This is a genomic window from Bradyrhizobium sp. LB8.2 (assembly GCF_040548035.1).
Lineage (GTDB): Bacteria > Pseudomonadota > Alphaproteobacteria > Rhizobiales > Xanthobacteraceae > Bradyrhizobium.
In genome coordinates this window covers 25458-48787 of record NZ_JBEPQV010000016.1, presented here as the reverse complement: position 1 = coordinate 48787, position 23330 = coordinate 25458, and the positions used below count along the sequence as shown (strand labels likewise).

General features: G+C 63.0%; 25 protein-coding genes and 3 pseudogenes. 12 read left to right on the top strand and 16 right to left on the bottom strand.

The genetic code is table 11. From position 1 onward, the window contains the following. Positions 1-21 precede the first annotated feature (21 nt). The 4 genes from fba to ABIB06_RS20090 are packed head-to-tail and all read right to left on the bottom strand — an operon-like array spanning position 22 to position 5085. Entirely contained in the window at positions 22-1107 is a 1086-nt protein-coding gene (gene fba / locus ABIB06_RS20105; RefSeq protein ID WP_354045920.1) for a class II fructose-bisphosphate aldolase, read from the bottom strand. A gap of 14 nt (positions 1108-1121) precedes the next feature. Next, positions 1122-3143 (bottom strand): transketolase, encoded by a 2022-nt coding sequence (gene tkt / locus ABIB06_RS20100; protein ID WP_354045918.1) that lies wholly within the window; start codon positions 3141-3143, stop codon positions 1122-1124. Positions 3144-3159: 16 nt separating this feature from the next. Continuing rightward, the gene (locus tag ABIB06_RS20095) at positions 3160-4035 is read right to left on the bottom strand and encodes a phosphoribulokinase (protein ID WP_354045916.1); all 876 of its coding nucleotides are present in this window, start codon (positions 4033-4035) and stop codon (positions 3160-3162) included. Positions 4036-4047: 12 nt separating this feature from the next. Next, positions 4048-5085 (bottom strand): class 1 fructose-bisphosphatase, encoded by a 1038-nt coding sequence (locus tag ABIB06_RS20090; RefSeq protein ID WP_354068481.1) that lies wholly within the window; start codon positions 5083-5085, stop codon positions 4048-4050. Positions 5086-5204: 119 nt separating this feature from the next. Between ABIB06_RS20090 and ABIB06_RS20085 the strand changes: the two genes are divergently transcribed. Then, positions 5205-6176, top strand: coding sequence for a LysR family transcriptional regulator (locus ABIB06_RS20085; protein WP_354045912.1), 972 nt, complete (start codon positions 5205-5207; stop codon positions 6174-6176). Between the two features lie 247 nt (positions 6177-6423). Here the strand turns inward: ABIB06_RS20085 and ABIB06_RS20080 are convergent, their stop codons facing one another. From ABIB06_RS20080 to ABIB06_RS20065, 4 genes are all read right to left on the bottom strand, one after another. Then, positions 6424-6633, bottom strand: a complete 210-nt coding sequence (locus tag ABIB06_RS20080; protein ID WP_247347946.1) for a hypothetical protein — start codon at positions 6631-6633, stop codon at positions 6424-6426. A gap of 138 nt (positions 6634-6771) precedes the next feature. Next, on the bottom strand, positions 6772-7191 hold the full coding sequence (locus tag ABIB06_RS20075) for a DUF4118 domain-containing protein (protein WP_247441938.1): 420 nt from the start codon (positions 7189-7191) through the stop codon (positions 6772-6774). Between the two features lie 151 nt (positions 7192-7342). Next, positions 7343-8536: an MFS transporter gene (locus ABIB06_RS20070; protein WP_354045911.1), complete on the bottom strand. Its 1194-nt coding sequence runs from the start codon at positions 8534-8536 to the stop codon at positions 7343-7345. Between the two features lie 52 nt (positions 8537-8588). Beyond that, a complete protein-coding gene (locus ABIB06_RS20065; RefSeq protein ID WP_247347941.1) occupies positions 8589-9143 on the bottom strand; it encodes a TetR/AcrR family transcriptional regulator in 555 nt (184 codons plus the stop codon). Positions 9144-10383: 1240 nt separating this feature from the next. Here ABIB06_RS20065 and ABIB06_RS20060 point away from each other — a divergent pair. Continuing rightward, positions 10384-10608, top strand: a complete 225-nt coding sequence (locus tag ABIB06_RS20060; RefSeq protein ID WP_247347940.1) for a hypothetical protein — start codon at positions 10384-10386, stop codon at positions 10606-10608. 221 nt (positions 10609-10829) lie between these two features. Continuing rightward, positions 10830-11156 (top strand): hypothetical protein, encoded by a 327-nt coding sequence (locus ABIB06_RS20055; protein WP_354045910.1) that lies wholly within the window; start codon positions 10830-10832, stop codon positions 11154-11156. A gap of 21 nt (positions 11157-11177) precedes the next feature. Here the strand turns inward: ABIB06_RS20055 and ABIB06_RS20050 are convergent, their stop codons facing one another. Continuing rightward, entirely contained in the window at positions 11178-12152 is a 975-nt protein-coding gene (locus ABIB06_RS20050) for a tripartite tricarboxylate transporter substrate binding protein (protein WP_354045909.1), read from the bottom strand. A 198-nt stretch (positions 12153-12350) separates the two neighbouring features. Here ABIB06_RS20050 and ABIB06_RS20045 point away from each other — a divergent pair, with 198 nt between their 5' ends. Next, complete coding sequence (locus ABIB06_RS20045; RefSeq protein ID WP_354045907.1) at positions 12351-12692, top strand: hypothetical protein; 342 nt, start codon at positions 12351-12353, stop codon at positions 12690-12692. A 243-nt stretch (positions 12693-12935) separates the two neighbouring features. Here ABIB06_RS20045 and ABIB06_RS20040 read toward each other — a convergent pair whose 3' ends face one another. The 3 genes from ABIB06_RS20040 to ABIB06_RS20030 are packed head-to-tail and all read right to left on the bottom strand — an operon-like array spanning position 12936 to position 14727. Next, entirely contained in the window at positions 12936-13700 is a 765-nt protein-coding gene (locus ABIB06_RS20040; protein ID WP_354125629.1) for an ImmA/IrrE family metallo-endopeptidase, read from the bottom strand. Further along, positions 13697-14128 (bottom strand): hypothetical protein, encoded by a 432-nt coding sequence (locus ABIB06_RS20035; RefSeq protein WP_354125628.1) that lies wholly within the window; start codon positions 14126-14128, stop codon positions 13697-13699. Before ABIB06_RS20035 ends, ABIB06_RS20040 begins: the two co-directional genes overlap by 4 nt. Then, positions 14125-14727 (bottom strand): sigma-70 family RNA polymerase sigma factor, encoded by a 603-nt coding sequence (locus tag ABIB06_RS20030; protein ID WP_354125627.1) that lies wholly within the window; start codon positions 14725-14727, stop codon positions 14125-14127. Before ABIB06_RS20030 ends, ABIB06_RS20035 begins: the two co-directional genes overlap by 4 nt. Positions 14728-14933: 206 nt before the next feature. On the opposite strand from ABIB06_RS20030, the gene ABIB06_RS20025 reads away from it, so the two are divergent. The 4 genes from ABIB06_RS20025 to ABIB06_RS20010 all read left to right on the top strand — a co-directional run bounded on the left by ABIB06_RS20025 (position 14934) and on the right by ABIB06_RS20010 (position 19556). Continuing rightward, the gene (locus ABIB06_RS20025; protein WP_354125626.1) at positions 14934-16475 is read left to right on the top strand and encodes a T6SS phospholipase effector Tle1-like catalytic domain-containing protein; all 1542 of its coding nucleotides are present in this window, start codon (positions 14934-14936) and stop codon (positions 16473-16475) included. Then, positions 16472-17917 (top strand): SMODS domain-containing nucleotidyltransferase, encoded by a 1446-nt coding sequence (locus ABIB06_RS20020; RefSeq protein WP_354125625.1) that lies wholly within the window; start codon positions 16472-16474, stop codon positions 17915-17917. Before ABIB06_RS20025 ends, ABIB06_RS20020 begins: the two co-directional genes overlap by 4 nt. 13 nt (positions 17918-17930) lie before the next feature. Next, positions 17931-18815 (top strand): S-4TM family putative pore-forming effector, encoded by an 885-nt coding sequence (locus tag ABIB06_RS20015; RefSeq protein ID WP_354125624.1) that lies wholly within the window; start codon positions 17931-17933, stop codon positions 18813-18815. Between the two features lie 465 nt (positions 18816-19280). After that, positions 19281-19556: a hypothetical protein gene (locus tag ABIB06_RS20010; protein WP_354125623.1), complete on the top strand. Its 276-nt coding sequence runs from the start codon at positions 19281-19283 to the stop codon at positions 19554-19556. A gap of 174 nt (positions 19557-19730) precedes the next feature. Here ABIB06_RS20010 and ABIB06_RS20005 read toward each other — a convergent pair whose 3' ends face one another. The 3 genes and pseudogenes from ABIB06_RS20005 to ABIB06_RS19995 all read right to left on the bottom strand — a co-directional run. After that, a complete protein-coding gene (locus ABIB06_RS20005; protein WP_502918119.1) occupies positions 19731-19862 on the bottom strand; it encodes a hypothetical protein in 132 nt (43 codons plus the stop codon). A 56-nt stretch (positions 19863-19918) separates the two neighbouring features. Further along, positions 19919-20125 carry a metallophosphoesterase family protein gene (locus tag ABIB06_RS20000; RefSeq protein ID WP_354125622.1) on the bottom strand — a complete coding sequence of 69 codons (207 nt, stop codon included), beginning with the start codon at positions 20123-20125 and terminating at the stop codon, positions 19919-19921. A gap of 129 nt (positions 20126-20254) precedes the next feature. Then, a pseudogene (locus ABIB06_RS19995) lies at positions 20255-20544 on the bottom strand (non-homologous end joining protein Ku); the annotation flags it as partial. Here ABIB06_RS19995 and ABIB06_RS19990 point away from each other — a divergent pair. From ABIB06_RS19990 to ABIB06_RS19980, 3 genes and pseudogenes are all read left to right on the top strand, one after another. Further along, a pseudogene (locus ABIB06_RS19990) lies at positions 20538-20868 on the top strand (hypothetical protein). The pseudogenes ABIB06_RS19995 and ABIB06_RS19990 overlap by 7 nt on opposite strands. Positions 20869-20914: 46 nt before the next feature. Further along, positions 20915-21364, top strand: coding sequence for a hypothetical protein (locus ABIB06_RS19985; RefSeq protein ID WP_354125630.1), 450 nt, complete (start codon positions 20915-20917; stop codon positions 21362-21364). 3 nt (positions 21365-21367) lie between these two features. Continuing rightward, positions 21368-21611 (top strand): annotated as a pseudogene (locus ABIB06_RS19980) (SOS response-associated peptidase); the annotation flags it as partial. A gap of 150 nt (positions 21612-21761) precedes the next feature. On the opposite strand, the gene ABIB06_RS19975 reads toward ABIB06_RS19980, so the two are convergent. Then, entirely contained in the window at positions 21762-22694 is a 933-nt protein-coding gene (locus tag ABIB06_RS19975) for a hypothetical protein (RefSeq protein ID WP_354125621.1), read from the bottom strand. Between the two features lie 267 nt (positions 22695-22961). On the opposite strand from ABIB06_RS19975, the gene ABIB06_RS19970 reads away from it, so the two are divergent. Beyond that, the gene (locus tag ABIB06_RS19970) at positions 22962-23309 is read left to right on the top strand and encodes a hypothetical protein (RefSeq protein ID WP_354125620.1); all 348 of its coding nucleotides are present in this window, start codon (positions 22962-22964) and stop codon (positions 23307-23309) included. The last annotated feature ends 21 nt before the right edge of the window (positions 23310-23330 follow it).

The following is a 23330-nucleotide window of genomic DNA, read 5'->3' as shown; positions in this document are numbered from 1 at the left end:
CTCTTCTCTCTCTCTGAATGATTAGGCCGCGACGGGCTCGCGGGCGTCGACGCGCGGATCGAGTTCGCCGGCGCGGTAGCGCCGCGCCATCACGCTCAAGGGAATGACCTTGATCTGGCTCGCGTGTCCCGCGGTGCCGAACTGCTCGAAGCGGTCGCGGCAGAGCTCGCGCATCGCGTCCATCGCGGGCTTGAGGAATTTGCGTGGATCGAACTCGGATCGTGTTTGCGCTGCAACTTTGCGAAACACCGCGGTCATCGCCAGCCGGCAGTCGGTGTCGATATTGACCTTGCGCACGCCGCTCTTGATGCCGCGGACGATCTCCTCAACCGGCACGCCCCAGGTCTGCGGCATCTCGCCGCCGAACTCGTTGAACATGTCCTGGAGCGGCTGCGGCACCGAGGAAGAGCCGTGCATCACGAGATGCGTGTTCGGCAGCCGGCGATGAATCTCCTCGACCACCCGCATCGCCAGGATGTCACCGTCCGGCTTGCGGCTGAACTTGTAGGCGCCGTGCGAGGTGCCCATCGCGATCGCGAGCGCATCGACCTTGGTGGCGCGGACGAAGTCGACCGCCTGGTCGGGATCGGTCAACAGCTGGTCGTGGCTGACTTTGCCCTCGACGCCGTGACCATCCTCCTGCTCGCCGCCGCCATGCTCGAGCGAGCCGAGCACGCCGAGCTCGCCTTCGACGGAGGCACCGACCCAATGCGCGAGATCGACGACGCGGCGGGTGATCGCAACGTTGTAGTCGTAATCGGCCGCGGTCTTGGCGTCGGCCTCAAGCGAGCCGTCCATCATCACCGAGGTGAAACCATGGGCGATCGCGGATGCACAGGTCGCCTCGTCGTTGCCATGGTCCTGGTGCATGCAGAGCGGGATGTCTGGATAGGTTCGCTCCAGCGCGTCGATCATGTGCGAGAGCATGATGTCGCCGGCATAGCTGCGCGCGCCGCGCGAAGCCTGGATGATGACCGGCGCATCGACCTCGGCCGCCGCCTGCATGATCGCGATGCCCTGCTCCATGTTGTTGATGTTGAACGCCGGCACCGCGTAGCCGTGACCGGCGGCGTGATCGAGCAGTTGGCGAAGGGTGATACGGGCCACGACAGTTCCTCCTGTTATTGCTTGCCTGTGCGGGCAATCGCCCGCCGGGCGGCTTCCGCAATGCTTTGCGGCGTGATGCCGAACTCGCGGTAGAGCACCGGGGCCGGCGCCGAAGCACCGAAGCCGCGCATGCCGACGAATTCGCCGTCAGTGCCGATCCATCGATGCCAATCGCCGGCGACTGCCGCCTCGATGCCCACCCGTGGCACAGTGCCGAGCACGGCAGCGCGGTAGTCCTCCGGCTGCTCCTCGAACAACGCGAAGCAGGGAGCGGAGACCACGGCCGCGCGGACGTGCTCGGTGGCCAGCAGGCGAGCCGCTTCCAGCGCGATGGACACTTCCGAACCTGTTGCGATGAGCGTCACGTCGCGGCCGCCGTCGGGCGAAACGATGAGATAGGCGCCCCGTGCGACGCGGTTTCTACCGCGGACATCGCTGCGGAAGGTCGGCAGCGCCTGACGCGACAGGCACAGCACGGAGGGGCGATTTTCGGATTCGAGCGCGCAATCCCATGCTTCCAGCGTCTCCACCGCGTCGGCCGGACGGAACACGAGCAAGTTCGGAATGACGCGGAGCGCTGCGAGATGCTCGACCGGTTGGTGCGTGGGGCCGTCCTCACCCAGGCCGATGGAATCGTGGGTCATCACATGAATGACGCGGATCCGCATCAAGGCCGCAAGGCGGATCGCCGGACGGCTGTAGTCGGAGAAGGCGAGGAAGGTGCCGCCATAGGGAATGAAGCCGCCGTGCAGCGCGAGGCCGTTCATTGCGGCCGCCATGCCATGCTCGCGAATGCCGTAATGGATGTAATCGCCGGCGAACGCATCGCGCTTCACCGGAGCCTGCGCCTTGGCATGCGTCAGGTTCGAATGCGTCAGGTCTGCGGAGCCGCCGACCAGCCCGGGGATCGTCCCAGCGATGCCGTCGAGCACTTGTTGCGAGGCCTGCCGCGTCGCGAGCTTGGGACGCTCGGTGGCAAAGCGTTCGCGTAATTTCGCCAAGGCCTGGGCATAGGCGTTCGGCAGGGCAACCGCCTTGCCCTCGACAAACAGGTCGCGCTGCTCGGGCGTCGCGCATTCATAGCGATCGAGCCAGGCGAGACGCTCGACCTGCCCGCGCTGGCCGATCATCCGCCATGCTTTCATGATCGTGACAGGCACCACGAAGGGCTGATAGTCCCAGCCGAGCGTTCGCCGCGCCGCCGCCGTCTGCTCGGTGCCGAGCGGCGCGCCATGCGCCTTCTCGGTGCCCTGACGATCCGGTGCGCCATAGCCGATGATGGTGCGGCAGGCGATCAGCGACGGGTTTGCGCTCTCACGCTCCTCGGCAATCGCCTGCGCAACTGCTTCGGGATCGTGCCCGTCGACACGGCGCACCGACCAGCCGGAGGCGGCGAAGCGCGCGAGTTGGTCGTCGGAGGTCGCAAGCGAGGTCGGGCCGTCAATGGATATGCCGTTGTCGTCGAACAGCACGATCAGGCGGGACAATTGCAGATGGCCGGCAAGCGAGATCGCTTCCTGGCTGATGCCCTCCATCAGACAGCCATCGCCGGCGATCACATATGTGAAGTGATCGACGAGGCCCTCGCCATGTCGCGCATTGGCCATGCGCTCGGCGAGCGCCATGCCGACCGCGGTCGCAATCCCCTGGCCCAGCGGACCGGTCGTCGTCTCGACGCCCGGCGTGTGGCCATATTCGGGATGGCCCGGCGTCTTGGAGCCCCATTGCCGGAACGCCTTGATGTCGTCGAGGCTGACATCGCCGCCGGTAAGATGGAGCAGTGCATAGAGCAGCATCGAGCCATGGCCCGCCGACAGCACGAAGCGATCGCGGTCCGGCCAATTGGGGTGAGCCGAGTCGAATTTCAGGAAGCGCGAGAACAGCACGGTCGCGACATCGGCCATGCCCATGGGCAGGCCGGGATGACCGGACTGCGAGGTCTCGATGGCGTCGACCGCGAGAAAGCGGACGGCATTGGCGAGATCGTTGTGCGCGACCGCCGAGAGGTCGGCTTCGGCGTGGACGGAGATGTTCATCGGATTCTCCCCTTGTTCACTTCAGGTTTCGTTTGCGCTCGATGAGCTGCATGATCAGCGGCGTCAGGATCAGCTGCATCGCGAGGTCGAGCTTCGCGCCGGGGCACACGATCGAATTGGCGCGAGACATCCAGCTTTGCGGCAGCATCGAGAGCAGATAGGGGAAGTCGATGCCGCGCGGGTTCTTGAAGCGGATCACGACCATCGATTCGTCCGGTGTCGGGATCCAGCGCGCGATGAACGGATTGGAGGTGTCCACCGTCGGCACGCGCTGGAAGTTGATGTCGGTCTCGGAAAATTGCGGGCAGATATAGTGGATGTAGTCAGGCATCCGCCGCAGAACGGTGTCGGTGACGGCCTCGGTCGAATAGCCTCGCGCACTACGGTCGCGGTGCAGCTTCTGGATCCATTCGAGATTGATGACGGGCACGACACCGATCTTGAGGTCGGCATAACGCGCGACATTGACCTTGTCGGTGACGACGGCGCCATGCAGGCCCTCGTAGAACAGCAGATCGGAGCTCTCCGGTAGCCGTTTCCATTCGGTGAAGGCGCCCGGTGCGGCGCCATGCAGCGCGGATTCCTCGGCGTCGTGGACATAGTGCCGCGTCGTCGCCGTGCCGGTCTCGCCATAGTCGCGGAACGCCCGCTCCAGCTCCTCGAACAGATTGGTCTCGGGACTGAAATGGCTGAAATGCCTGTTGCCGCGATCGGCCTCCTTGGCCATCTGCGTGCGCATCTCCGCGCGATCGTAGCGATGGAAGGCGTCGCCTTCGATGTAGGCGGCGTTGACCTTCTCGCGGAAGAATATCTGTTCGAAGGTCTTCTTGACCGAGGTTGTGCCGGCGCCGGAGGAGCCGGTGATGGAGATGATCGGATGCTTCCTGGACATGGGATGCCTCGCTCACAGTCGGAAGAAGCCGCGCCGCGCGAACAGCGGTGCGGAGACGCTGGCGACCAGCAACGGATCGCAATGCAGTTCCTCGACGCGCTGCACCTCGTTGCTCGAGCCCATGATCAGCGGCACGCGCTGGTGCAGGCTCTGCGCCGAGAGATCGAGGATGCGCTCGCGCCCGGTCGTGGCCGAGCCGCCGGCCTGCTCGATGATGTAAGCCATCGGGTGCGCTTCGTAGGTGAGGCGCAGGCGGCCGTCGCCATAGCCGGGCCGTGCATCGGAGGGATAGAGGAACACGCCGCCGCGGGTGAGGATACGGTAGGCCTCGGCGACCAGCGAACCGATCCAGCGCATGTTGAAATTGTGGTTGGCCGGCCCTTCCACACCGGCGAGGCATTCGTCGACGAAGGCGCGCACCGGCTGTTCCCAATGCCGGCGGTTCGAGGCGTTGATCGCGAACTCCTCGCACGTCTCGGAAATCTGCACGGCGCTGCGCGCGAGACGGAAGCAACCGGATTTGCGGTCGAGCGTGAAGATCTCGACGCCGTCGCCGAGTGTCAGCACCAGCGAGGTCTGCGGACCGTAAGTGACGAATCCCGCCGCAAGCTGCGCCGAGCCGCGCTGATGGAAGGCGAGCGCGAGATCGTCGGGCGCGGGCAGGATCGAGAAGATCGTGCCGACGGTCATGTTGACGTCGATATTGGAGGAGCCGTCGAGCGGATCGATCGCGACGCAGATCTTGGCCTCGCGATCGCCGATCTGCGGCTCACGCATCTCCTCCGACGCCAGTGCCGCAATCGGCAGCTTGCCGAGGCAGCGGCGCAGGATCGCGTCGGCCTGGACGTCGAGATCGCGCTGGACATCACCGTCGCTGTTGCGCCCGGTCGTCAGGCCGGAGGCGTCCGCGAGATCTCCGGTGGCGATCAGATCGGCGATCTCGATCGCGGCCGCGGCAATGGCATCGACTGCGGCCGCCACGGCCAGCGCATAGGGTGCGGTCTCGAAGTACCGTTGAAGGTGGTCGTCCAGCCTGAGTTGCCCTGTCATCTGCGTTCATCCCTTTGCTGGTGCCGCATCCAGTCCCTCCCCGCTGGAGGTCGGTGCGGTCAGTCCCAACAATGAGGAGATTGACAGGGGCGGCTTAATAAGGAAAATTTCTATTCATAATGAGTGCCAAAGAATTATCTTATAATGCCCACTCGGCAGCGCAGCTCCGGCATCTGACGATCCGGCAGCTCCGCTCGGTTGCGGCGCTCTCGGCCAAGGGCAGCGTGACGGCAGCCTCGAGCCAGCTCGGACTGACGCAGCCGGCGGTGACCCAGCAGCTGCGCCAGCTTCAGGATCTCGCCGGCCTGCCGCTGGTGCAGCGGACCGGCGACGGCATGCTGCTGACGGAGGCGGGCAAGGAGGTGCTGACGCTCGCCGAGCGCGTCGAAGCCGCGATCGCCGATTGCCAGGGCGCGCTCGACCTGCTCGCGGGGCGAACCGGCGGCACCGTCCACCTCGGCGCTGTCTCGACCGCCAAATATTTCGTGCCGCATGCGATCGCGGCGTTCTCGAAACGGTATCCGAAGATCGAGATCAAGCTGACCGTCGGCAACCGCGAGGAGATCCGCGAGGCCATGCACGGCTACGACCTCGACTTCGCGGTGATGGGTCGGCCACCGGCCGACGTCAGCGTCGACGTGCGTCAGCTCGGGCGCAATCCGCACATCATCGTCGCGCGCAAGGGACACTGGCTGGAGAGGGATTCCGGCCTCAACCTGACGGACCTCGTGCACGAGACCTTCCTCACCCGCGAGCCCGGCTCGGGCACGCGGACGCTGATGGAAGGCATGTTCCAGAGGTCGGATCTCGAGCCGGTCATCGGCATGGAGATGAGCAGCAACGAGACAATCAAGCAGGCCGTCATCGCCGGGCTCGGCATCGCCTTTATCTCGGCGCACACCGTGGCGCACGAGCTCACCGAGGGCCGGCTCATCGTGCTCGACGTCGCGGGCCTGCCGATCGTGCGGCAATGGTACGTGATACGACGCAGCGACAAGGTGCTGTTGCCGCCGGCGCAGGCGATGTTCGATTTTCTGGGCTCGGAGGGGTCGAACTATCTGCCCGACGTGCCCGAACTCGGCGCGCGATAGCCCGCCGAAATTCAGCCCATCAGCTTCATTGCGACCGTCGCGGCCAGAATGACGATAATCTGGAGCAGGCGCTCGGTCGTGAAGATGCGGTTGAAGGTGGTCATCGCTTGCCCCGGAATATCTCTGTACGGACGTTGCTAGCACATGCGGGCATCGAGATAACTCCGTAGTCGCCACGCGTCCTGTCGCCACCAGTCCTGTCGGCGCGCCACAGACGTCAGCGCCGGAACTTCCAGGACGTTAACGATCAGGCCGCGAGCTGCGTAGCGTAGTCCATCCGCGCGGCGAAATAGGTTTCCAGCTCCGTCAGCGCCCGCGCTTCCCAATCCCTCGCCTGCTCGAGCAGCGACCAGCTCTGGCCCGGGCGAAATGCAGCGGTCTGGCGATAGAGCGATGCGATCCCGCGGTAGCGGCGCACGTTCTCCAAGATGGCGTGACCGGTTATTTGGCCGTTCATGTCCGAAAACTCCGTCGTCATTCCCGGGGGAGAAGTTGTCGCCAAATCTTTTTCGAAAAGTTAGCGCCGCGCGGCAAGCGCGCGAATGGTTTCCGGACTGTTGCGCGCGCGCAACGCCCGCGGCCGTGCAATGCCGACCTATTGCGAATTCGTTGCCGCGCTCTCGCCCCGCGGCTTCAACCCGCCGCGGCTGATGATCGCCATCGTCTCGCGGCAGAGGTCGGCAAGGCCGATCACCAGCACTGCGAGCAGGCAGAACAGATTGATGGAATCGGCATGCGCGCCGGTCAGCGAATTGAACTTGAAGAAGGGCGGCATGAACGCCCACCACACCACCGGAATGGTGAGCAGCGCGGCGAACCCCGCCGCCGGCGCGCCCGCGACAATGCCGAGCACGAACAGGCTGGGCAGGAACGTCGCGAAATAGAGTTTTGCGCCGAGCGCGACACAGATGCCCTGGAGCGCAGCCGACATTGCGACAACGACGAATCCAAGCAGAAACGCCTGCCACGACCATGGCCGTACTCGCGGTACGCCAAACAGCCCCGCACTCCTCATCAGCCTCCCCCTGCCGCCCGTTAACCAGGCCCGCTTGCGACCAAAGTACTACAGCGGCAGGGACACCGCGAGGTGGAAATTGCCATCCAGGTTGCTTGCAGGCGGCTTTGGTAAACGGCCCGCATCGCACCATTTATGGCCACGCCGGCGGCTACTCGGTGGCCGCATAGGCCAGGCCCGCGACGGGAAGCGCGAGGCCAATGGCCGATGCCAGCGTCCAGCCGCCTTGCGCAAAGGCCCAGGCGCCAAGTGCCGAGCCTGCGGCAGCCGCGCTGAAGAACGTTGCCATATAGAGGCCGTTGAGGCGGCTGCGATGCTCATGCCCCAGCACGAAGATGGCGCGGAAGCCGAGCACGACGTTGCCCTGCACGCCGAAATCGATCGCGATGGCGGCGACGACAAGGCAGGCCAGATTGAGCGTCGAACCGGCCGCGCCGATCTGCGTGATCAGGAAGCCCACGGCAACCAGCAGCATCGCCACCAGGGTCGCGACGCGGCTATGGCCGCGATCGGCAAGCCGTCCCGCGATCGGGGCCGCGAACACGCCGGCGACGCCGGCGAGCGCGAACAGCGCGATGCCCCGCTGGCTGAAGCCGAACTCGTTCGCGAGCAGCAGCGGCGTCACGGTCCAGAACAGGCTGAACGCGCCGAACAGGCTGGCCTGGTAGAGCGCGCGGCGCCGCAGCAGCGGCGTGGTCCGCACCAGATGCGGCATCGACAGCAGCAATTCGCCATAGTGCATGCGCGCGACCGGCTTGCGCTTCGGCAGCGTCATCCAGAGCACGGCTGCGAGCACGATCATCAGCGCGGCGGACAAGAAGAACACCGCGTGCCACGACAGCACTGCCGTGACGAAGCTCGACACCGGGCGCGCCAGCATGATGCCCAGCATCAGGCCGGTCGAGACATTGCCGACGACGCGGCCGCGGATGGCTTCCGGCGCCAGATGCGCCGCATAGGGAATGATGATCTGCACCGCGACCGAGCCGAGCCCGATGAACAATGCGGCGATCAGGAACGGCAGCGCGTGGGACGCGAACCCTGCGGCGAGCAGCGCTGCGGCGCCGAGCGTAATGACGGAGCAGATCAGCGTGCGGTTCTCGACGAGATCGCCGAGCGGCACGATGAAGAGAAGCCCCACGCCGTATCCGATCTGCGTCATGGTGACGATCAGCCCCGCCGCTTCATGCGACAGGCCGAGCGCGGCGCTGATCGGGGCGATCAGCGGCTGGGCGTAATAGATGTTGGCGGCGACCATGCCACAAGCCGCGGCAAGCACGAAGGTCAGTCGTTGAGACACCGCATCCGGTCCGGGCGCGGTCTCGATCGTGGCATTCATCGTCATTCACGCGGTCTCCAGATATAGGAAACGTTCGTTTCCCAATATGACAAAAACTTCAGGCGAGCAGTTTCATCGCGACGGCGACCAGGCGCTTGCCGTCGAGCGAAAGGCGCGCCTTGCCGACGACGCGCAGGCCCTGCGTGATGCAGATCATCAGCCGCGCGGTGTCGTCGGCGGCGACATGGCGGGGAATCGAGCCGTCGGCCTGCCCCTCGCGAATGAGGCCGGCGATGAAGTTTTCGTTGGTCTCGAGCCGCGCGCTGACGAGGGCGGCGACCACCGGATCGACCGCCGACAATTCGACCGCGCTGCCGACCACGAGGCAGCCGCGCCGCCCCTCGCTGCCCTGGGAGTGCTCTACATATGAGAGAAGCATGTTGCGCAACCGCTCGCGGCCATTGGCGCCTTGCGCCGCGGCGCTGCGCGTCTGCTCCTGACGCAGCGCCGCGTATCGCTCGAAGGCGGCGAGAAACACCGCATGCTTGTCGCGAAACGCCTTGTAGACGCTCCCCGTCGCCAGCCGCATCGCCGCGGTGAGATCGCCGATCGAGGTCGCATGATAACCGCGCTCGCAAAACACGCGCACAGCGCGGTCAAGCGCAGTGTCCATGTCGAACTCCCGGGGACGGCCGGGCGGGCGAGCAATGGACTGGGATTTGCGGGCTGCTTTTTGCATTGCGGGATAATAGGGAATGATTGTTCCCGAATAAAGACACTTGGTTGTGATGGGGGGCGGACTTGTGACGGGGAGCAACGGTACCGCTCACGTCCGTGTCCCGGACGCGCTGCAACGCGCAGCGTTGCTGCGCAGAGCCGGGACCCGGAAGGTGACACGGTACAATGCGGCGGCGTGGGCCCCGGCTCTGCAGCGCACCGCAAGGGCGCTGCGCAGCGTCCGGGGCACGAGAGCGAAGTCTGCCGCACTCTCTCCGCATCGTCATTGCGAGCGCAACGAAGCAATCCAGAATCCCTCCGCTGAACGGCTCTGGATTGCTTCGCTACGCTCGCAATGACGGAGCAAGAGGCGGCAGCGCCACTCTTCCAGCTCGCATCTTGATTGCAGACACGCCTTCTCATCCTCGCGGCGCGTTTCGCCCGAGCTTTGCTTCGTCCACCCTCTTTGTCCAGGAGGGCGCAGGGAAGGCCGGGTGCCGGCTGGCACCCGCGGTCCGCTGCGCGAAAGTGTAGCGCAAGGAAACCGCACAGCAGCATACAGGTGTAGCCAAATCACTCGGCCTTCCCTGCGCAGTGGCTTTACGGCTTATGCCGTGCTCTCCCGGGAGCCGAGTTCCTGTTGGCCTCCCTCGCCTTCACGAAAGTCGCGGACACCGCGCCGGTTGACGCAAGTGCCGCATCCGCAAAGGCTTGACCGTAGCAACGACGGCCAGGACCACACGGTTTTGCCGTACGCACGGCTCGCCATTTCGCCACAGGGTCCGACGGCGTTGTGCACGTTGCCATCGAAATACTGGCGAGACGAACCTGACAGCGCCGCTCGTCGACACGAAGCCTCGGGCTCACGGAGAGCAATCCGCCCTGCCCGCACTTTCGCGCCCGACGCTGTCGCGTCCACCGCAAGCCCGGCTCTACGACCATCACGACACATGGTCGCCCCTCAAGGGTGAGCCGGGATGGGCGACACATACGTCAAAACCGAATTTCGGTAAAGTGGAATATTTTCGCGCGGGCGGATTGACAGGGAAGCGAAACAGGCGCGGTCGCTGCTGAAATCCAGGAACTTCCGTGGCTAATCTGCAACGGTTCCCCGCGATCTAAAGCCGGCCAAAACAAATTCCCATTCCGGCCACGAACCGCTCTCACAACGCCGTGAGATTAGCAGGGGAACTACGATGCGTGCACAACGCGTTTGGAAAGTGAACGGGGCCGCCAGCGCCGGGCAGCTCCAATCGAGACTGGACGATCTCAACAAGCGTCTCGGTCATCTCGAAAACCAGCATCCGGACAGCTGGAAGGTCGAAGAACTGAAATCGAGCGCACTCAGCCTGTCGCGCGAGATCGACGACATCCGCTGCGCCGAGGCGACGGCAGCGCTGAGCGAGTTGCTGCGGAAGTAGCGGGAGTTCGCGATTGGCCGGTCGCGCAAGGAACCAACGCCGCCTCCCCGCCATTGCCATACCGAGCATGGAGCAAGATCATGACCAGGCACCTGACGCGAGCCCATCTCGCACGCGGCGTGGCCGGCGCGATATCCACGCTGGTCCTGTGCGCGACGGCGGCATTCACCATCGCGCGCCACTTTGCGATGTGAGGAATTTGGCGCTGTGAGGGTTTTCGCATGACGTCCGATCCCGAAGAATCGGTAAGGCTGCAAGGCTACGGAGAGATGACGTTGCGCACGGCCATCACGACGATGATGTTGCTTGCGCCACGAGAGCGAACCGACGCCGCCATCTTCCGCGTTCGTGATGGTGTGCGGCTGGCCTCGAGCGAGATCGCCGAACTCGCGTCGAATTGGGGGATCGAGCCGACCGGTGATTTGCGATCGCCGAGACTCGCCCCGGATCAGCACTGGCCGGAGATCGTCCGCGGCATGGTGCGCGACGCGCCGTTGCCGTCGCTGATGGTAGCGTTCATGCTCGGTGTGCTGGTGGCGAGGCGGTAGGCTTGGCTACAGCAGGATAGATCACTTCTGCTCGTTCGCTCGCATGTCCTCCGCATAAGGACGCAAAGCATCGGACATGGTGTCGAGGCGTTTCTGCCACTCAGCACCAGACATGAAGGAGATCACCGGCTCGTCGCCGGGCGAACTCGCCACGAACTCAGGATTACGCAGGCCTTCGGCAATCCCCGCTTCCAGCTTCTTGACGATGTCGTCCGGAACCCCCTTCGGGACCGCGAAGCCGCGTTCCGCCGTCGTCATGACCGGAAAGCCCACCTCCTCTGCCGTCGGAACTTCGGGCAGCGTTGGAAAGCGCTTCTTCGACAGCATCGCGATGACGCGTAGTTGCCCCTTGTTGGTGCCATGCAATTCGGGAATTTCACTGAGACTGACCATCCCCACTTCCAGATGCCCGCCCAACAGATCGGTCCTCTGTGCGGCCGTTCCTCGGTAGGAGATTTCGTTGGGCTCCACCTTCGCGGCCGCTGCGAGCATGCGAATGGCCAAATGACCGTTCGTGCCGGCCCCATTGTGACCAAACGTCACCGAGCCCGGCTTGCTGCGAAGTGCGGCAATGACATCCGGCAGATCCTTGAATCTGCTGTCGGCGGGCACCACGATCACGTTCGGATCTTCGACGACCCGTGCGACCAGCCGGATTTCGTCCATGGTATATTGGGTTTTGCGAGTCATCGGCAAAAAGTTGTAGCCCGGCACGTTAACGACGCCGATCGAATAGGCGTCGGGCGCCGCGCGCGCGATCGAAGCAAACGCGATCTCTCCGCCGGCGCCGGGCTTGTTCAAGACGACAAACTTCGCCTTACCGCCCAGCGCACGCTCCACGAAGGGAAGAAGTTTGCGAGCCATGACATCGGTACCGCCTCCGGGTGCAAAGCCAACGACGACTTCGATTGGCTTGTCGTCCGGCCACGCGGCCCATGCCGACCCGCAGCCAGCGAAGCCGAAAGCGGCAACGAGCGCGACGATCTTCTTGTTCATGATTTCCAGCCCTGTTTTTTGCTATTGGCCGATCGCGCTGCCGAACGTGCGACCGACTGTGGGGTCATCTAGCCGTCGGCTTGATGGCTGGCAACCACGATGCGACGTTGCGGAGCTGGAGCTTCGCCATGGCGCGCCAAGCCGGCTGGTCGCCCACGCCTTCCAGATGACGTCCGAGGTCGATGCACACGGCTATTCGTGCTGACGAAGCATGTGGACGTCATGTCTAGCATTTTCGAGCTGATCGAGGTCCAGCCGTTCGACTTTACGGAAGCCGGTATCAACTTCGTGCTCAGCATCGAGATCGATCCCGACGATACGACGCTGAGCTTCGAGTCCAGCTATGGCGTGCACGGCCGGATCAAGGCCACCGCATCGTCGTCTCATTCCAGACCCACCCGACCGGTTTGTCCTGAATCCGGCAAGCCATGCCGCCGCAACAAGCCGCCCTGCCCGGCCAAATCGGCCGTGGACCCGCCCCGAAAATCGTTGCAGAAAGGCGCTCCCGAGGCGCTGGCGGCCGGTCCGCCAAGCCTTTAGGAAAACGTCGACTTTTGGAAGAATGGTCGGAGTGGCAGGATTCGAACCTGCGACCCCTGCGTCCCGAACGCAGTGCTCTACCGGCGCCCCTTTGATTTTGCAGGGCTTTTCGTGCACCTTGGAGCGCGATCTTCGGCTTTTGTTCACGGTCATTCTTGGGCTTTCTTGGCTCAGGAACATCCGTTCTTCCTACAGGTTCAGCTCGCATTGTTTCCGCGCGAGGACCGCCGAGAGTCCCAATATTCAGGCCGCGGCTTGGTCGGGAAGCTTCAGAACAGTAAGTATCTCGTCGTCAGGCAATCGGAAGGACTGCTCCTCAACCTCGAAGCGATCGCATCCCTTGAACCCGAACCACGCATCCGCCGGCATTTTCCTCGGAAAGTTTTCCTCGGCGGCCTCGTTGAACAGCATGTCCGCAGCGAATGTTGCACGATCGAGCGAGTCCAGGGGGAACCACCACGGCTGAACCATTGGAGCTCTCTCGAACCAGCGCCGCTTCTTCTTGTTGTAGCAGGCGATGATCATGGGAAAACGGTTCAAGACCGTCATCTTGAAGAGTGTCGCCGTCAAGCTCGCTGAATATTCCTCGGCGATCTCCCGCGCAGCGGCCAGCGTCGGGCGTTTTACGCGGCGCACACGGGGACCCAGCAGATAATTCGGCAGGATGAGGTCCGACGCGAAGGTATCCGCCTGGCGCTCCGGGTCGAGCGGGCCGTTGGCGAAATTACAGACGTCTCGCCCACCGCAGAAGAGTATCCTGCCTTTATGATGGTGCCAGTGTCCGAGTTCATGAGCGAGCGAAAACCGGCGGCGTTCAAGAGGGCTTCGACCGTTGACGGTGATCACCGCCCTTCTCTTCGACCCGACGATGGTCGCCTCGCAGCGATCGAGCGGCCGGTAATTCACGACCGCGCCGCGCGTCCACGCGATGGCATCCAGGTCTATCTCGCCGGGAGAATCGATCCCCAGGCTATGGAGTATGCGCTCGGCGGGACTGAGCGCGATCATCCTTCCTCCTGCCGATCCTCTGCCTCGAGCGCAGCGAGCTGGGCAAGGTCGTCCAGCATGCCCTGTTCGTCGCCATCAGACAGACCTTTGCCTTTCCGCGCCGCCATCATGTCGAACGCACCCGTCGCTTCGCCGGCGCGCATCGCTTCCAGCTTTCTCCGGGAGGAGTCCCTGTCTTCCGGCGAGGACTTGGTCGGCCGGGCTTTGAAGGCCAAAACTGCTCGCTTGGCCTGCTCCAAGCTCTTCTTCGCGGCCGCGGTCTTGGCACGCGCCGTGACCGCGTCCATTTCCGACACTACGGCGTCGGGGTCCATGCCCATCACCGCGAGCTCCTCACGCAGCTCCTCCGAAGAAGCGGCCAGAATGCTCTCGTCGATCGCATCGTCCAGCTTGCGGAGCTCGTCCTGCGAGGTGCGCTTACTAGTCATGATCGAAATCCGTCCGGGAACTTCTTGGCCAAGGTCCGTCTGATCCGCTTCATGATGTAGTCATAGCCAGCTTGATCGACTCCGATCTCATCGCGCAATGCCTTTCCTCGATTCTGCCCCGAAATGGCGATGACGGCCAATTGGGCCTCTTCATCGCCTTCGAGGGCTTCGTAAATGACCTTGGTCACGTCTTCGGCCTGCTTCTCGATCAGGAGCGCCTCCTGATCGAGCTGATCCGCCGCGATCTGCTGCGCGCCGCCCCCGGGCCTGTGGTCGTCCGAGGTCAGCGGAACCGTGCGGCCGAGCGCCTTCCTGCGGTGCGATGCAATGCTCCGCATCGATTGCGCTAGGAATGCCACGAAGGATTCGCCTCGCGGGCATTGACGTTCGCCGACGATCGCCTGGCAGACAGCCTCTGAATAGAGCTCGTTATCTGGGAAGTCGGTGCCGCCCCGCCGACGCCGCTCTATGAGCCGGAGCTTCCGCTTGTCGTCGGCGGACATGGAATCGAGCTTCTCCAGCACCTCCTCGAGAGCAAGGTGCTTCGTCTCCGGGGCGGCGGTCACGCCGCCTGTCGGGGATCCGCTCTCGTCGTCCATGGTCTCGCAACCCTATGCCGCGCTCGGCGAGGGAATCGGACAAAAAATCCGCCCCTGGCGAAAAAAATCTTTGTCCGAATGCGCGCCCCTCGCCGGCATATCCGGGGAGAAGCCGAAGTCGGATGAAAAAGACCAACCTAGGCCTGATACAACCCGGAAGTCGGCGATGCAACTTGAGCGGTCGTCCGAGCAGGAGGCGAACGCTTATGCCCAAGAATATCGTCGTCTTCTCGGACGGCACGGGTCAGGACGGCGGCGCTCGTCCCGAGCAGCGGATCAGCAACATCTACAAGATGTACCGCATTTCGCGCGACCACGCGGACACCGGCATCGATCCGTCCCGCCAGGTGGTCTTCTACGACGCCGGGCTCGGCACAGATATCGGCACCACGGCGCTGACCGCGCCCGTCCGCTTCGTCCAGAAGCTGCTTGGGTCCGTGACCGGCGCGGGCATCAAGCGCAACATCGCCGACTGCTACGAATTCATCGTCAACCACTACGAAGAGGGCGACAGGATCTTCCTGTTCGGCTTCAGCCGTGGCGCCTACACAGTCCGCAGCCTCGCCAACCTCATCATGCTCTGCGGCGTGCCGACGAAGGCTCCCGATGGCCCGCTCATGCGCTACCGGAAGGCCGTGAAGGACATCGCCTGGGAGGCGGTCGACACCGTGCTCGAGCACGGCGCCGGTCATCGGAGAGCCGAATTCGAGGACGAGCGTCTCGAGCTGGCAAGGCGCTTCCAGCTCAAGTACGGCTCCGGCGACGGTTCCGATTCGAACGTGGCGCCCTACTTCATGGGCGTGTTCGACACCGTCGCCGCCTTGGGCGCCAGCGGGTTGCGCTACCTCGTCATCCAGGCGGGCCTCGCCGCCGGAGTGGCGGCCGCCGCCTTCGCAGCCGGGTTTCTTCCGTCCGTGCTGGTCGCGCTTCTGTGGTCATGGTGGTTCGGTGCCGGCTTCATGTTGACCGGCTTCGTCGCTCAGGTCGTCATCATCGCCGGCGCGCTGGGCGCGTTCTGGTATTGGCAGACCAAGTCGACGACCAAGACGATCGTCGACTACCCCAAGCCGGGTGAATCGAGGTCCCACAAGGCCGTGTGGAAGGGCGCCAACTTCGATCGGCTGCTGAGCCGTCACGTCGCCTTCGCGCGCTCGGCCAACGCGATCGACGAGACGCGGAAGGATTTCGACCGCGTCGGCTGGGGGGGCGGCGACGAAGGCGCGCCGCATTTCACCGGACACGAACGGCTCCGCCAGTGGTGGTTCGCCGGCAATCACTCCGACGTCGGCGGTTCCTATCCCGAGCCGGAGTCCAGGTTGTCGGACGTCGCGCTCGACTGGATGTGCCGCGAAGCCGTGTCCGTCCCGAACGGCCTGCTAACGGGCCCGATCTTCGTGAACGGCGAGAAGCTGCAGGGCAGCGGCGACATCGGCCAGGCGCTCTACGTCTATCCGGACGCCAGCGGCGTGCAGCACTGCGAGGTCGTCGGCATGCGGGACACGCTGGACGCCTTCGCGGACAAGCTGCCGAACTGGCGCTGGCTCCGTAGCCGCATCAGTGGTCAGAACTGGGAGATCAAGCTCCGCGACGTCGACGCCGCAGCCAAGGTCCACCCGACAATCGGGCAGCGCTTCGAGCTTCCGACCGTTGTGCAGTGCGCGACCGGAGCAGCCCCCTACCGTCCCGGCGCACTCGCCGGGCACAATGATTTCAAGCGGTACTACCCGGCGAAGGCTGACGCGTCATGAAACTGGTCTCGCTGTTCGACGACTTCCTGAAGGAGACCGTCAATCTCAATAAGACTAGGATTGATCTCCTGGAAGCCAGTATCCCTGCGCTCAAGTCCTTCGTCCGCGAGTCCGATTGGAACCCCAAGGTCCGCACCTTTGTAGAACAAGGTTCGTGGGCTCACGAAACGATCATCCGCCCTGTTGACGGCGGAGAATTCGACGCCGACCTTCTGGTGATGGTGGATCCGGTCGACGGATGGACCGCGGCCGAATACGTCGAGAGCCTCGGCCGCGTGTTCTCCGGCAGCAAGACCTACGAAGATAAAACCAAGACGTGGGACTACTGCGTCACGATTACTTATGCCAGCGACCGCAAGATCGACCTCGCCCCCTGCGTCGTCGGTCGGCTGTGGGAGGACAGCACGGAGGTCTGCAACCGGAAAGGTAGCTTCGAACTGACGGCGCCGATCGAATACACCGAATGGATGAAGGAGAGGAATGCGTATTCGGGCAACAATTCCTTCCGAAAAGTGACGCGCCTCGTCAAATATCTGCGCGACATCAAGGCGACCTTCACTTGCCCGTCCGTTCTGCTCACGACCCTGCTCGGCAACGAGATCGAGTGGTTCGAGAAGGACAACGACGAGTTCGCCGACGTGCCGACTACTCTCAAGACGCTGATGGGTCGCCTCGATGATCGACTCCGGATGTATCCGACCAGGCCTTCGGTGACGAATCCGAAGCTTCCGAGCGAAGATTTTTCGCCGCTCTTCGGCAGCGATGAGCAATATGCGAACTTCCGCACGGTGATCGCCCGCTACCGGAAATGGATCGACGAAGCTCACGCGACGGAGGGCAGGCAGCAAAGTATCAAGGCCTGGCAGAAGGTGTTTGGCGAAGAGTTCGGCAAGGCCAGCGTCGTCAAGGTCGCCGCCGACGCCGCGACCGAGGGGCTCGCGAGGGTTCGCGGCCTGCTCTCCTCGACTGCGGCCCATCTCAGCGAACTGGTGGACGTGGTCAAGAACTACGGGATATCCGTTCTGCCGCTCGACTTCTCCCGCCCACCCCACATCCGGCAGCCTTCATGGCGACAAGTGCCGAATCTTGCGATGGTCCGGGCGACTGCCGAATGGCGTGAGCGGCGCGCCTCCACCGTCGGGCGTGCAATACGCGCCGGCGAGATCCTGCACCGAGGAGGCGGCTTGCACTTCAAAGCCACCACCGCCGACGGCGCTCCGCTCCCCCCAGACTATGAAGTGCAGTGGAGGATCACCAACACTGGCGCTGTAGCCATGGCCAAGGGCGCGGGTCGTGGCGGCTTCTATATCGAGAATTCGTCTCACGGGCGCTGGGAAACACTCGATTATCGCGGAGTCCATATGTCCGAAGCCTTCGTCATCCGCCGCAGCGACAATATGCTTGTCGCCAAGAGCGATCCCTTCTACGTCGTCATCGAGTGAACGGGGCTAGCGGATGAACACAATCGCGCGGGATCAAGATACCCCCGAATTCCGGCGGCTGCTCATGGCTCGTCAGCGCATCTATTCTGACGCGACGCGCTATCAGATTTTCCAGATAGCTTTAACGGTTGCGCTGCCGGTCGTCGGCGCGGTCCTGGCGCTGGCGTATCCCCAGGCCAGGCCTTATGTGGCGCTATACGGACTGATCGCGACTGCCCTGGACGTGATGTGGGTCGATCGCATGCAGCGCCGGCTATTAAAGGTTGCGGCAAAAACCAGCGAGGAATTCGACTGCACTCTTCTGAAGATGCCGTGGAATTCCTTCGTGGCCGGCAAGCGCGAGGACGCGGAAACCATCGATGCAGCTGCGCGTCGATGGAGCGACGACACATCGAGCATCGCGGGCTGGTATGTCGGGATCACGGCGACCGCGAGGCACCCGATGGCGCGTCTGGTCTGCCAACGGATGAACCTTCAATACGACGCTTCGCTGCGGAAGAAATACGGAACCTACCTCATCTGGGGCGCCGGGAGCTTGTCGATCGCCTTGATGATCGTCGCCGTAGCGAACGACCTCAAACTGATCGATTTCGCGGCAATCGCGGCCACGATATCGCCCGCAATCTTTTGGGCCATCCGTGAGCATTTCAGGCAGTCCGACTCCGCGGCAACAAACGAGATTTTGAAGGGCGAGGCCGAGAAATTCCTGGATTCGGTTCGGGCAAACGGTTGCGACGATGACGAATGCGACAAGCGTTCCCGAGAACTTCAGGATGCCCTCTTCCAACGCAGAGTGGCCAATCCGTTAGTGCTCCCGCTTGTCTACTGGCTCATGCGCAAAGAACTGGAGAAGCAGGCGCATGCCGGCGCCGACGCACTGCTGAAGCAGAGCGAATGAAGGAATTCGGCCAAGTAGGAGAGATTTCGATATGGCTAGATGCACAGCACCAAGATTTGGCCATCGCCCGGCGAGCGGTCGAGCCGCCCGCCCTGCATGCAGTGGTGGCGGCTATCGCGGCTACGGCGAATATAGTGGCGGCCATGCGTCGAATTCGCCCCCGACCTACACCTCGTCGAGGAGCAGCGGGGGCGGTCGGAGCAGCGGCGGCGAGTCCAGCAGCAGCGCAAGGCCGAGATGGTCGCGAGCCGGTTCTCCCGTCGGGTACGCGCCTGCCGAGGTGCGGGCCCTCACGTCGGTCCGCGAAAATGTCGAGAAGCGAGCGTCCCTGCCTGACCTTCGCGACGTGTTTCTCTGCCACGCCTGGACGACCGGCAAGGGGCCGCCAAGGAGCTACACGATCTACTCGAGTCACGTGGTGTCTCGGTCTGATTTAGCGAGAAGGACGTCGCCTTCGGCACATCCTTGCTCCGCGAAATTGACAAGGGACTGGCGAAATCGCGGGTCGGGATCGTGCTGGTGACACCTGCTCTGCTGCGCCGCCTCACACAAGAGAGCATCGCCGACAAAGAGCTTTCGGTACTCCTAGCGCGTGAACAGCTCGTTCCGATCGTGCACAATACGACGTATGAAGCCCTCCGCGAAGTCAGCCCTATGCTCGCCTCGCGAAGCGGCCTGAGTACTATTGAAGAGCCTATGGCCAACGTCGCGGCCAAGCTCACCGAATTGGTCACCATCTAACTCTATTGCCGGGGTGGCCAGCCCCATGTCGCACAAGCGGTCCGTTCGCCGACGAGGCTGCCCTCACCGTCTCGCCGCGCCAGTGTTCTTCCACACATCACGGGGCAATGGCTACGCAATAAGGTGTTTACGGCCTAGCTTCGATTTCGGTGGGCTCGAGCCTAGCGTCGTGACCTATACCACTCCGAGATCGTGGATGATCGGTTTCAGTCCGTCGGCCGTCGCTTCGAGGCTTGCAAGCGTAATCGGCAGCTTGAGGCGCCGGCGCCCCGCACTGCCTGGATTCACGTAGAGTAAGCCGTTCACGGCGTTAATTCTCGGCAGATGGAAATGACCGGAAACAATGACATCGACACCCTCAGTTACGGGATCGATCTGCAGGGTATTGAGGCGTGCAGAACGTAGAAAAGCCGTCCGGCTAGTCGCACGAAAACGGTCTCGGCAAATTCAGTGGCCCACTCGCCCGTAACCACGTTTCCTCTTATCGCCGTGACGGGGGCAACTCTCCCCAGCGCGGTGATGATCTCGGGATCGCCGATGTCGCCGCAGTGAACGAATGTGATCGACATGGGCCAGCACACGCAGCGCCTCTGGCCTGAGCAGGCCGTGCGTATCTGAAGATGATGCCAATGGTGAAGGCACCGGAAGCGTCCGGTTGAAGCACCTTATCGCGCGCTGATGCTGCGGACATCAATTGCCTAAGCCGACTTCCGCGGCTGGCCCGCCGCGGGCTTCTTCGCCGCTGCTTCCTTCGCTGGCTTCTTGCCTTGAATCGGCATCAGCAGCATCTTCTGGCCGCACCGCCGTTGCGCGGCTTCTTGGCCGCCTTCGCCGGTGCGGCCTCGCGACCGACGCTCTGCCGGAGCGCCTCCATCAGATCGACCACGTTCTCGCCTTTGGGCCGTTCCTCGGGGCGGATGGTCTTGCCCGCGCGCTTCTGGTTGATCAATTCGACGAGCGCGGTTTCATAATGATCCTCGAATTTCCGCCCGCCGGTCGGGCCCCTCCGCTGCGGCTCCGGATGGCCCCTCCCGGCCGAATATTGGGAATCGGTACTCAAAGACCCTCGCGCCGACGCGACCGGGGCGCACCTGCGGCAGCGACGTCTTTCGGAAATTCAGCGTCATGTGCTGCGCGCCTACTGCCGCCCCTGCGAGCGGACCGTGAAATCCAGACCGCCGATGCAGTCCGATTATGTGGCGGCAACGCGGTCTGGAAGGATGTCGCGCAGCGGCTGCTCGACAATACCTGCCAGCAGCGCACCGGCAGGCACGAAGAAGACGGGTGCTGGCCAGCGTTCGAGACGCCGTAGCCCGCTCCGGATCGCCGATCCGATCTCTCTGCGCGTGGACGTCCGGATGGCCCCGAAGTATCACCCAACGCCCCTGTCGGGCGGCGATCGCAAGGTTCTGGCGAAAGAGCTGGGCAAGGTACGCGCAATGGCCAACATCCTGGCCACCCGATCGGCGGAGATGCGGACCAAGGGCGAAGCGCTCATCCAGCAGGCGGACAAGCTGCTAAGCGAGAGTTGGAACGAACGCATGTGGTCAGACGGCGAGCCGATCGATACGTCCCCGACGGTCGACCAAGCCGTGAACAGGGGCTTCCCTTGGCTGGAGATCAGGTGCGCGCGCTGCAAGACGCCGAGCGACGTCGACCTCGCGGCGATGAAGCACCCGCCGACCACTTTCGTGCACGATCTCGCCAGCCGGCTGCGTTGCCGCAAATGCGCCAAGGCGGGCCGGCGTCCATCCGCGACTCTGCTACAATGGGCCTGGCAGCCGCGTTCCCCCCGGACCGAAGCCTGATCGATGTGCAATCTCTATTCGATCACGACAAACCAGGCCGCCATCGTCGCGCTGTTTCGTGTCGTGAACCGGTACATTGGCAATCTGGCGCCGGTGCCGGGGGTTTTTCCCAACCACAAGGCACCGATCGTGCGCAACGGGGCGGCGAGCTGGCGACGGCGCGGTGAGGAATGCCGTCGTCGTCAAAGGCGCTGATGGATGCCACGAAGAAACGGTCGAAAGGCTTCAGACCAGGGGCAGCCTTATTTTATAGGGTGTTGGCCCAAGTCGCGAAAATGACGTGTTTTCGAAATCAGTTCCGATTTGATCCGGTTACATCCGGTCGATATTAATGCGTTTAGAAAGCTTTAGACAGGCCGCGCGACTTCCTTTCACGCTTCCCGAAACGGATTCGGTCCTATCTCTGGACCGATAATGCGCGTGGTACTGTGTCGGCAGAAATTATGTTGCTGATCTTTGGCAGAATATCTGTCTCGACCGCGGCGAGCACTTCCGGCCTAACGACTTCACTCTCTTGCAGATCACGCAAATATCCGCCTACCCGTTTTTGCAACAAATCGCGCGGATCCCCCTCAACCTCGCTAAGATCGACGAGCGAATGGCGCATCGCTTCGCTCGGTGTCGCACCAAGAAAGCGAAGCACCCCCTTTGCGGCGACCGGATAGTCAAATCTGTCGTCACCTGAGATCGACAGGAAAATTCCGTAGAGTTCAAAGCCGGGGTATTTCTCCACCGCAGGATGATAGCAGTAGCCGTGAAATCCGGCTTGCTCCGCTTCGTGCCGTAGCTCCCAATATAAAAAGCCGCCCAATTTCGCGACGAATCCTTTCAAATGAAAGTACTGCCTTCGTTTATTGCCATCGTATAGTTCGCATTTGAGGACGGAGCGCTCAGCGTCAATCCCCTCAACTTGAATCAAGGACACGCTAATCTCCGAAGCCCAGCGCTTCGAAGTGGATTGGTGGTAGAGCTCCCAATACCCACAGAAACGCTTATGCAGGACGTCGATCGGTCGTTCGAGATCTTCCGGGATTGATTTTTCTCGCGCTTTGCGCTGCAAGTCCCATCGCGCATACTCGTCCGGATCGGCCTTGAAATCCTCCCACGTGAGCCCACGCCCACACACCTTCGCAAACTTTTCAACAGCTCCCCGTCTCACTCTCGCAAAGTCTTCGACAACACCCTTTTGCTCCTTGCCTGTGATCCGAAGCCTCTGATTGGAACGGCCCAAGCTTTCCAGCTTCGGATTTTTCGTAGTGCGCTTCCATTCCTCCTCGGCCGCTCTGGTCTTTCGGCAGTCGACCTCCATCATTTCAAGATCGTTATCCAACTCGTCCCCCCTTCGCCGCGGTTGTGACGCCTCACTGTACACCGAAATCCGCGGATATCCGAACGATCCGCGGACCATTCGGACAGGCCATCTGCTCTTCCAAATCGGAGCAGGTCGACTAAATTCGCAACAGGATGTTCGAACAGCATCCGACGACGGCGAAACTAGCTTGCAGCTTCATTCGCCATCGGCGTTCAAACAGTCCAGGAGGACCGTACGATGATTAGATCGAATAGGGTTGCAGGCGTCCTAGTCGGTTGCCTCGCATTGCTGGCTACGGGCGGTTCGGCGCGCGCCGGCGAAGTAGTAGCCGGCGTGGCGGCGACTTGCCCGGCGACCGGACCGGGATTCGTGATCTGCGGCACGGCCGGCGTACTCCTGCACGAGCTTGTGCAACTCGCGAACGGCAACGAGGGCTTCGGCCCGAATGGCGAAGTGATGAAGATCCTAGCCGCACCCGTGAAGATCGTCGACGGCAACATCAAGGCTGCTTCAGGCGAGAGCGGTGAGCTGGACAAGCTGATCCGCGCAACAACCGGGATCAGCGTCCGTGACATTAACCGCTACGGCATTTTTGGCGGAAATAACAGCGTTTTTCGAAAACCGTTCGGCTGAATATCAGGGTGGCGGCCTCGC

Bases quoted from the DNA above. Each gene is read 5' to 3' on its own strand.
- ABIB06_RS20090 (WP_354068481.1), bottom strand. From the start codon at position 5,085: ATGACAGGGCAACTCAGGCTGGACGACCACCTTCAACGGTACTTCGAG.
- ABIB06_RS20070 (WP_354045911.1), bottom strand. From the start codon at position 8,536: ATGACGATGAATGCCACGATCGAGACCGCGCCCGGACCGGATGCGGTG.
- ABIB06_RS20060 (WP_247347940.1), top strand. From the start codon at position 10,384: ATGCGTGCACAACGCGTTTGGAAAGTGAACGGGGCCGCCAGCGCCGGG.
- ABIB06_RS20095 (WP_354045916.1), bottom strand. From the start codon at position 4,035: ATGTCCAGGAAGCATCCGATCATCTCCATCACCGGCTCCTCCGGCGCC.
- ABIB06_RS20085 (WP_354045912.1), top strand. From the start codon at position 5,205: ATGAGTGCCAAAGAATTATCTTATAATGCCCACTCGGCAGCGCAGCTC.
- ABIB06_RS19985 (WP_354125630.1), top strand. From the start codon at position 20,915: ATGGCCCCGAAGTATCACCCAACGCCCCTGTCGGGCGGCGATCGCAAG.
- ABIB06_RS20000 (WP_354125622.1), bottom strand. From the start codon at position 20,125: ATGTCGATCACATTCGTTCACTGCGGCGACATCGGCGATCCCGAGATC.
- ABIB06_RS20015 (WP_354125624.1), top strand. From the start codon at position 17,931: ATGAACACAATCGCGCGGGATCAAGATACCCCCGAATTCCGGCGGCTG.
- ABIB06_RS20040 (WP_354125629.1), bottom strand. From the start codon at position 13,700: ATGATCGCGCTCAGTCCCGCCGAGCGCATACTCCATAGCCTGGGGATC.
- ABIB06_RS20025 (WP_354125626.1), top strand. From the start codon at position 14,934: ATGCCCAAGAATATCGTCGTCTTCTCGGACGGCACGGGTCAGGACGGC.
- ABIB06_RS20075 (WP_247441938.1), bottom strand. From the start codon at position 7,191: ATGAGGAGTGCGGGGCTGTTTGGCGTACCGCGAGTACGGCCATGGTCG.
- ABIB06_RS20080 (WP_247347946.1), bottom strand. From the start codon at position 6,633: ATGAACGGCCAAATAACCGGTCACGCCATCTTGGAGAACGTGCGCCGC.
- tkt (WP_354045918.1), bottom strand. From the start codon at position 3,143: ATGAACATCTCCGTCCACGCCGAAGCCGACCTCTCGGCGGTCGCGCAC.
- ABIB06_RS20035 (WP_354125628.1), bottom strand. From the start codon at position 14,128: ATGACTAGTAAGCGCACCTCGCAGGACGAGCTCCGCAAGCTGGACGAT.
- ABIB06_RS20055 (WP_354045910.1), top strand. From the start codon at position 10,830: ATGACGTCCGATCCCGAAGAATCGGTAAGGCTGCAAGGCTACGGAGAG.
- ABIB06_RS20020 (WP_354125625.1), top strand. From the start codon at position 16,472: ATGAAACTGGTCTCGCTGTTCGACGACTTCCTGAAGGAGACCGTCAAT.
- ABIB06_RS20050 (WP_354045909.1), bottom strand. From the start codon at position 12,152: ATGAACAAGAAGATCGTCGCGCTCGTTGCCGCTTTCGGCTTCGCTGGC.
- ABIB06_RS20065 (WP_247347941.1), bottom strand. From the start codon at position 9,143: ATGGACACTGCGCTTGACCGCGCTGTGCGCGTGTTTTGCGAGCGCGGT.
- ABIB06_RS20030 (WP_354125627.1), bottom strand. From the start codon at position 14,727: ATGGACGACGAGAGCGGATCCCCGACAGGCGGCGTGACCGCCGCCCCG.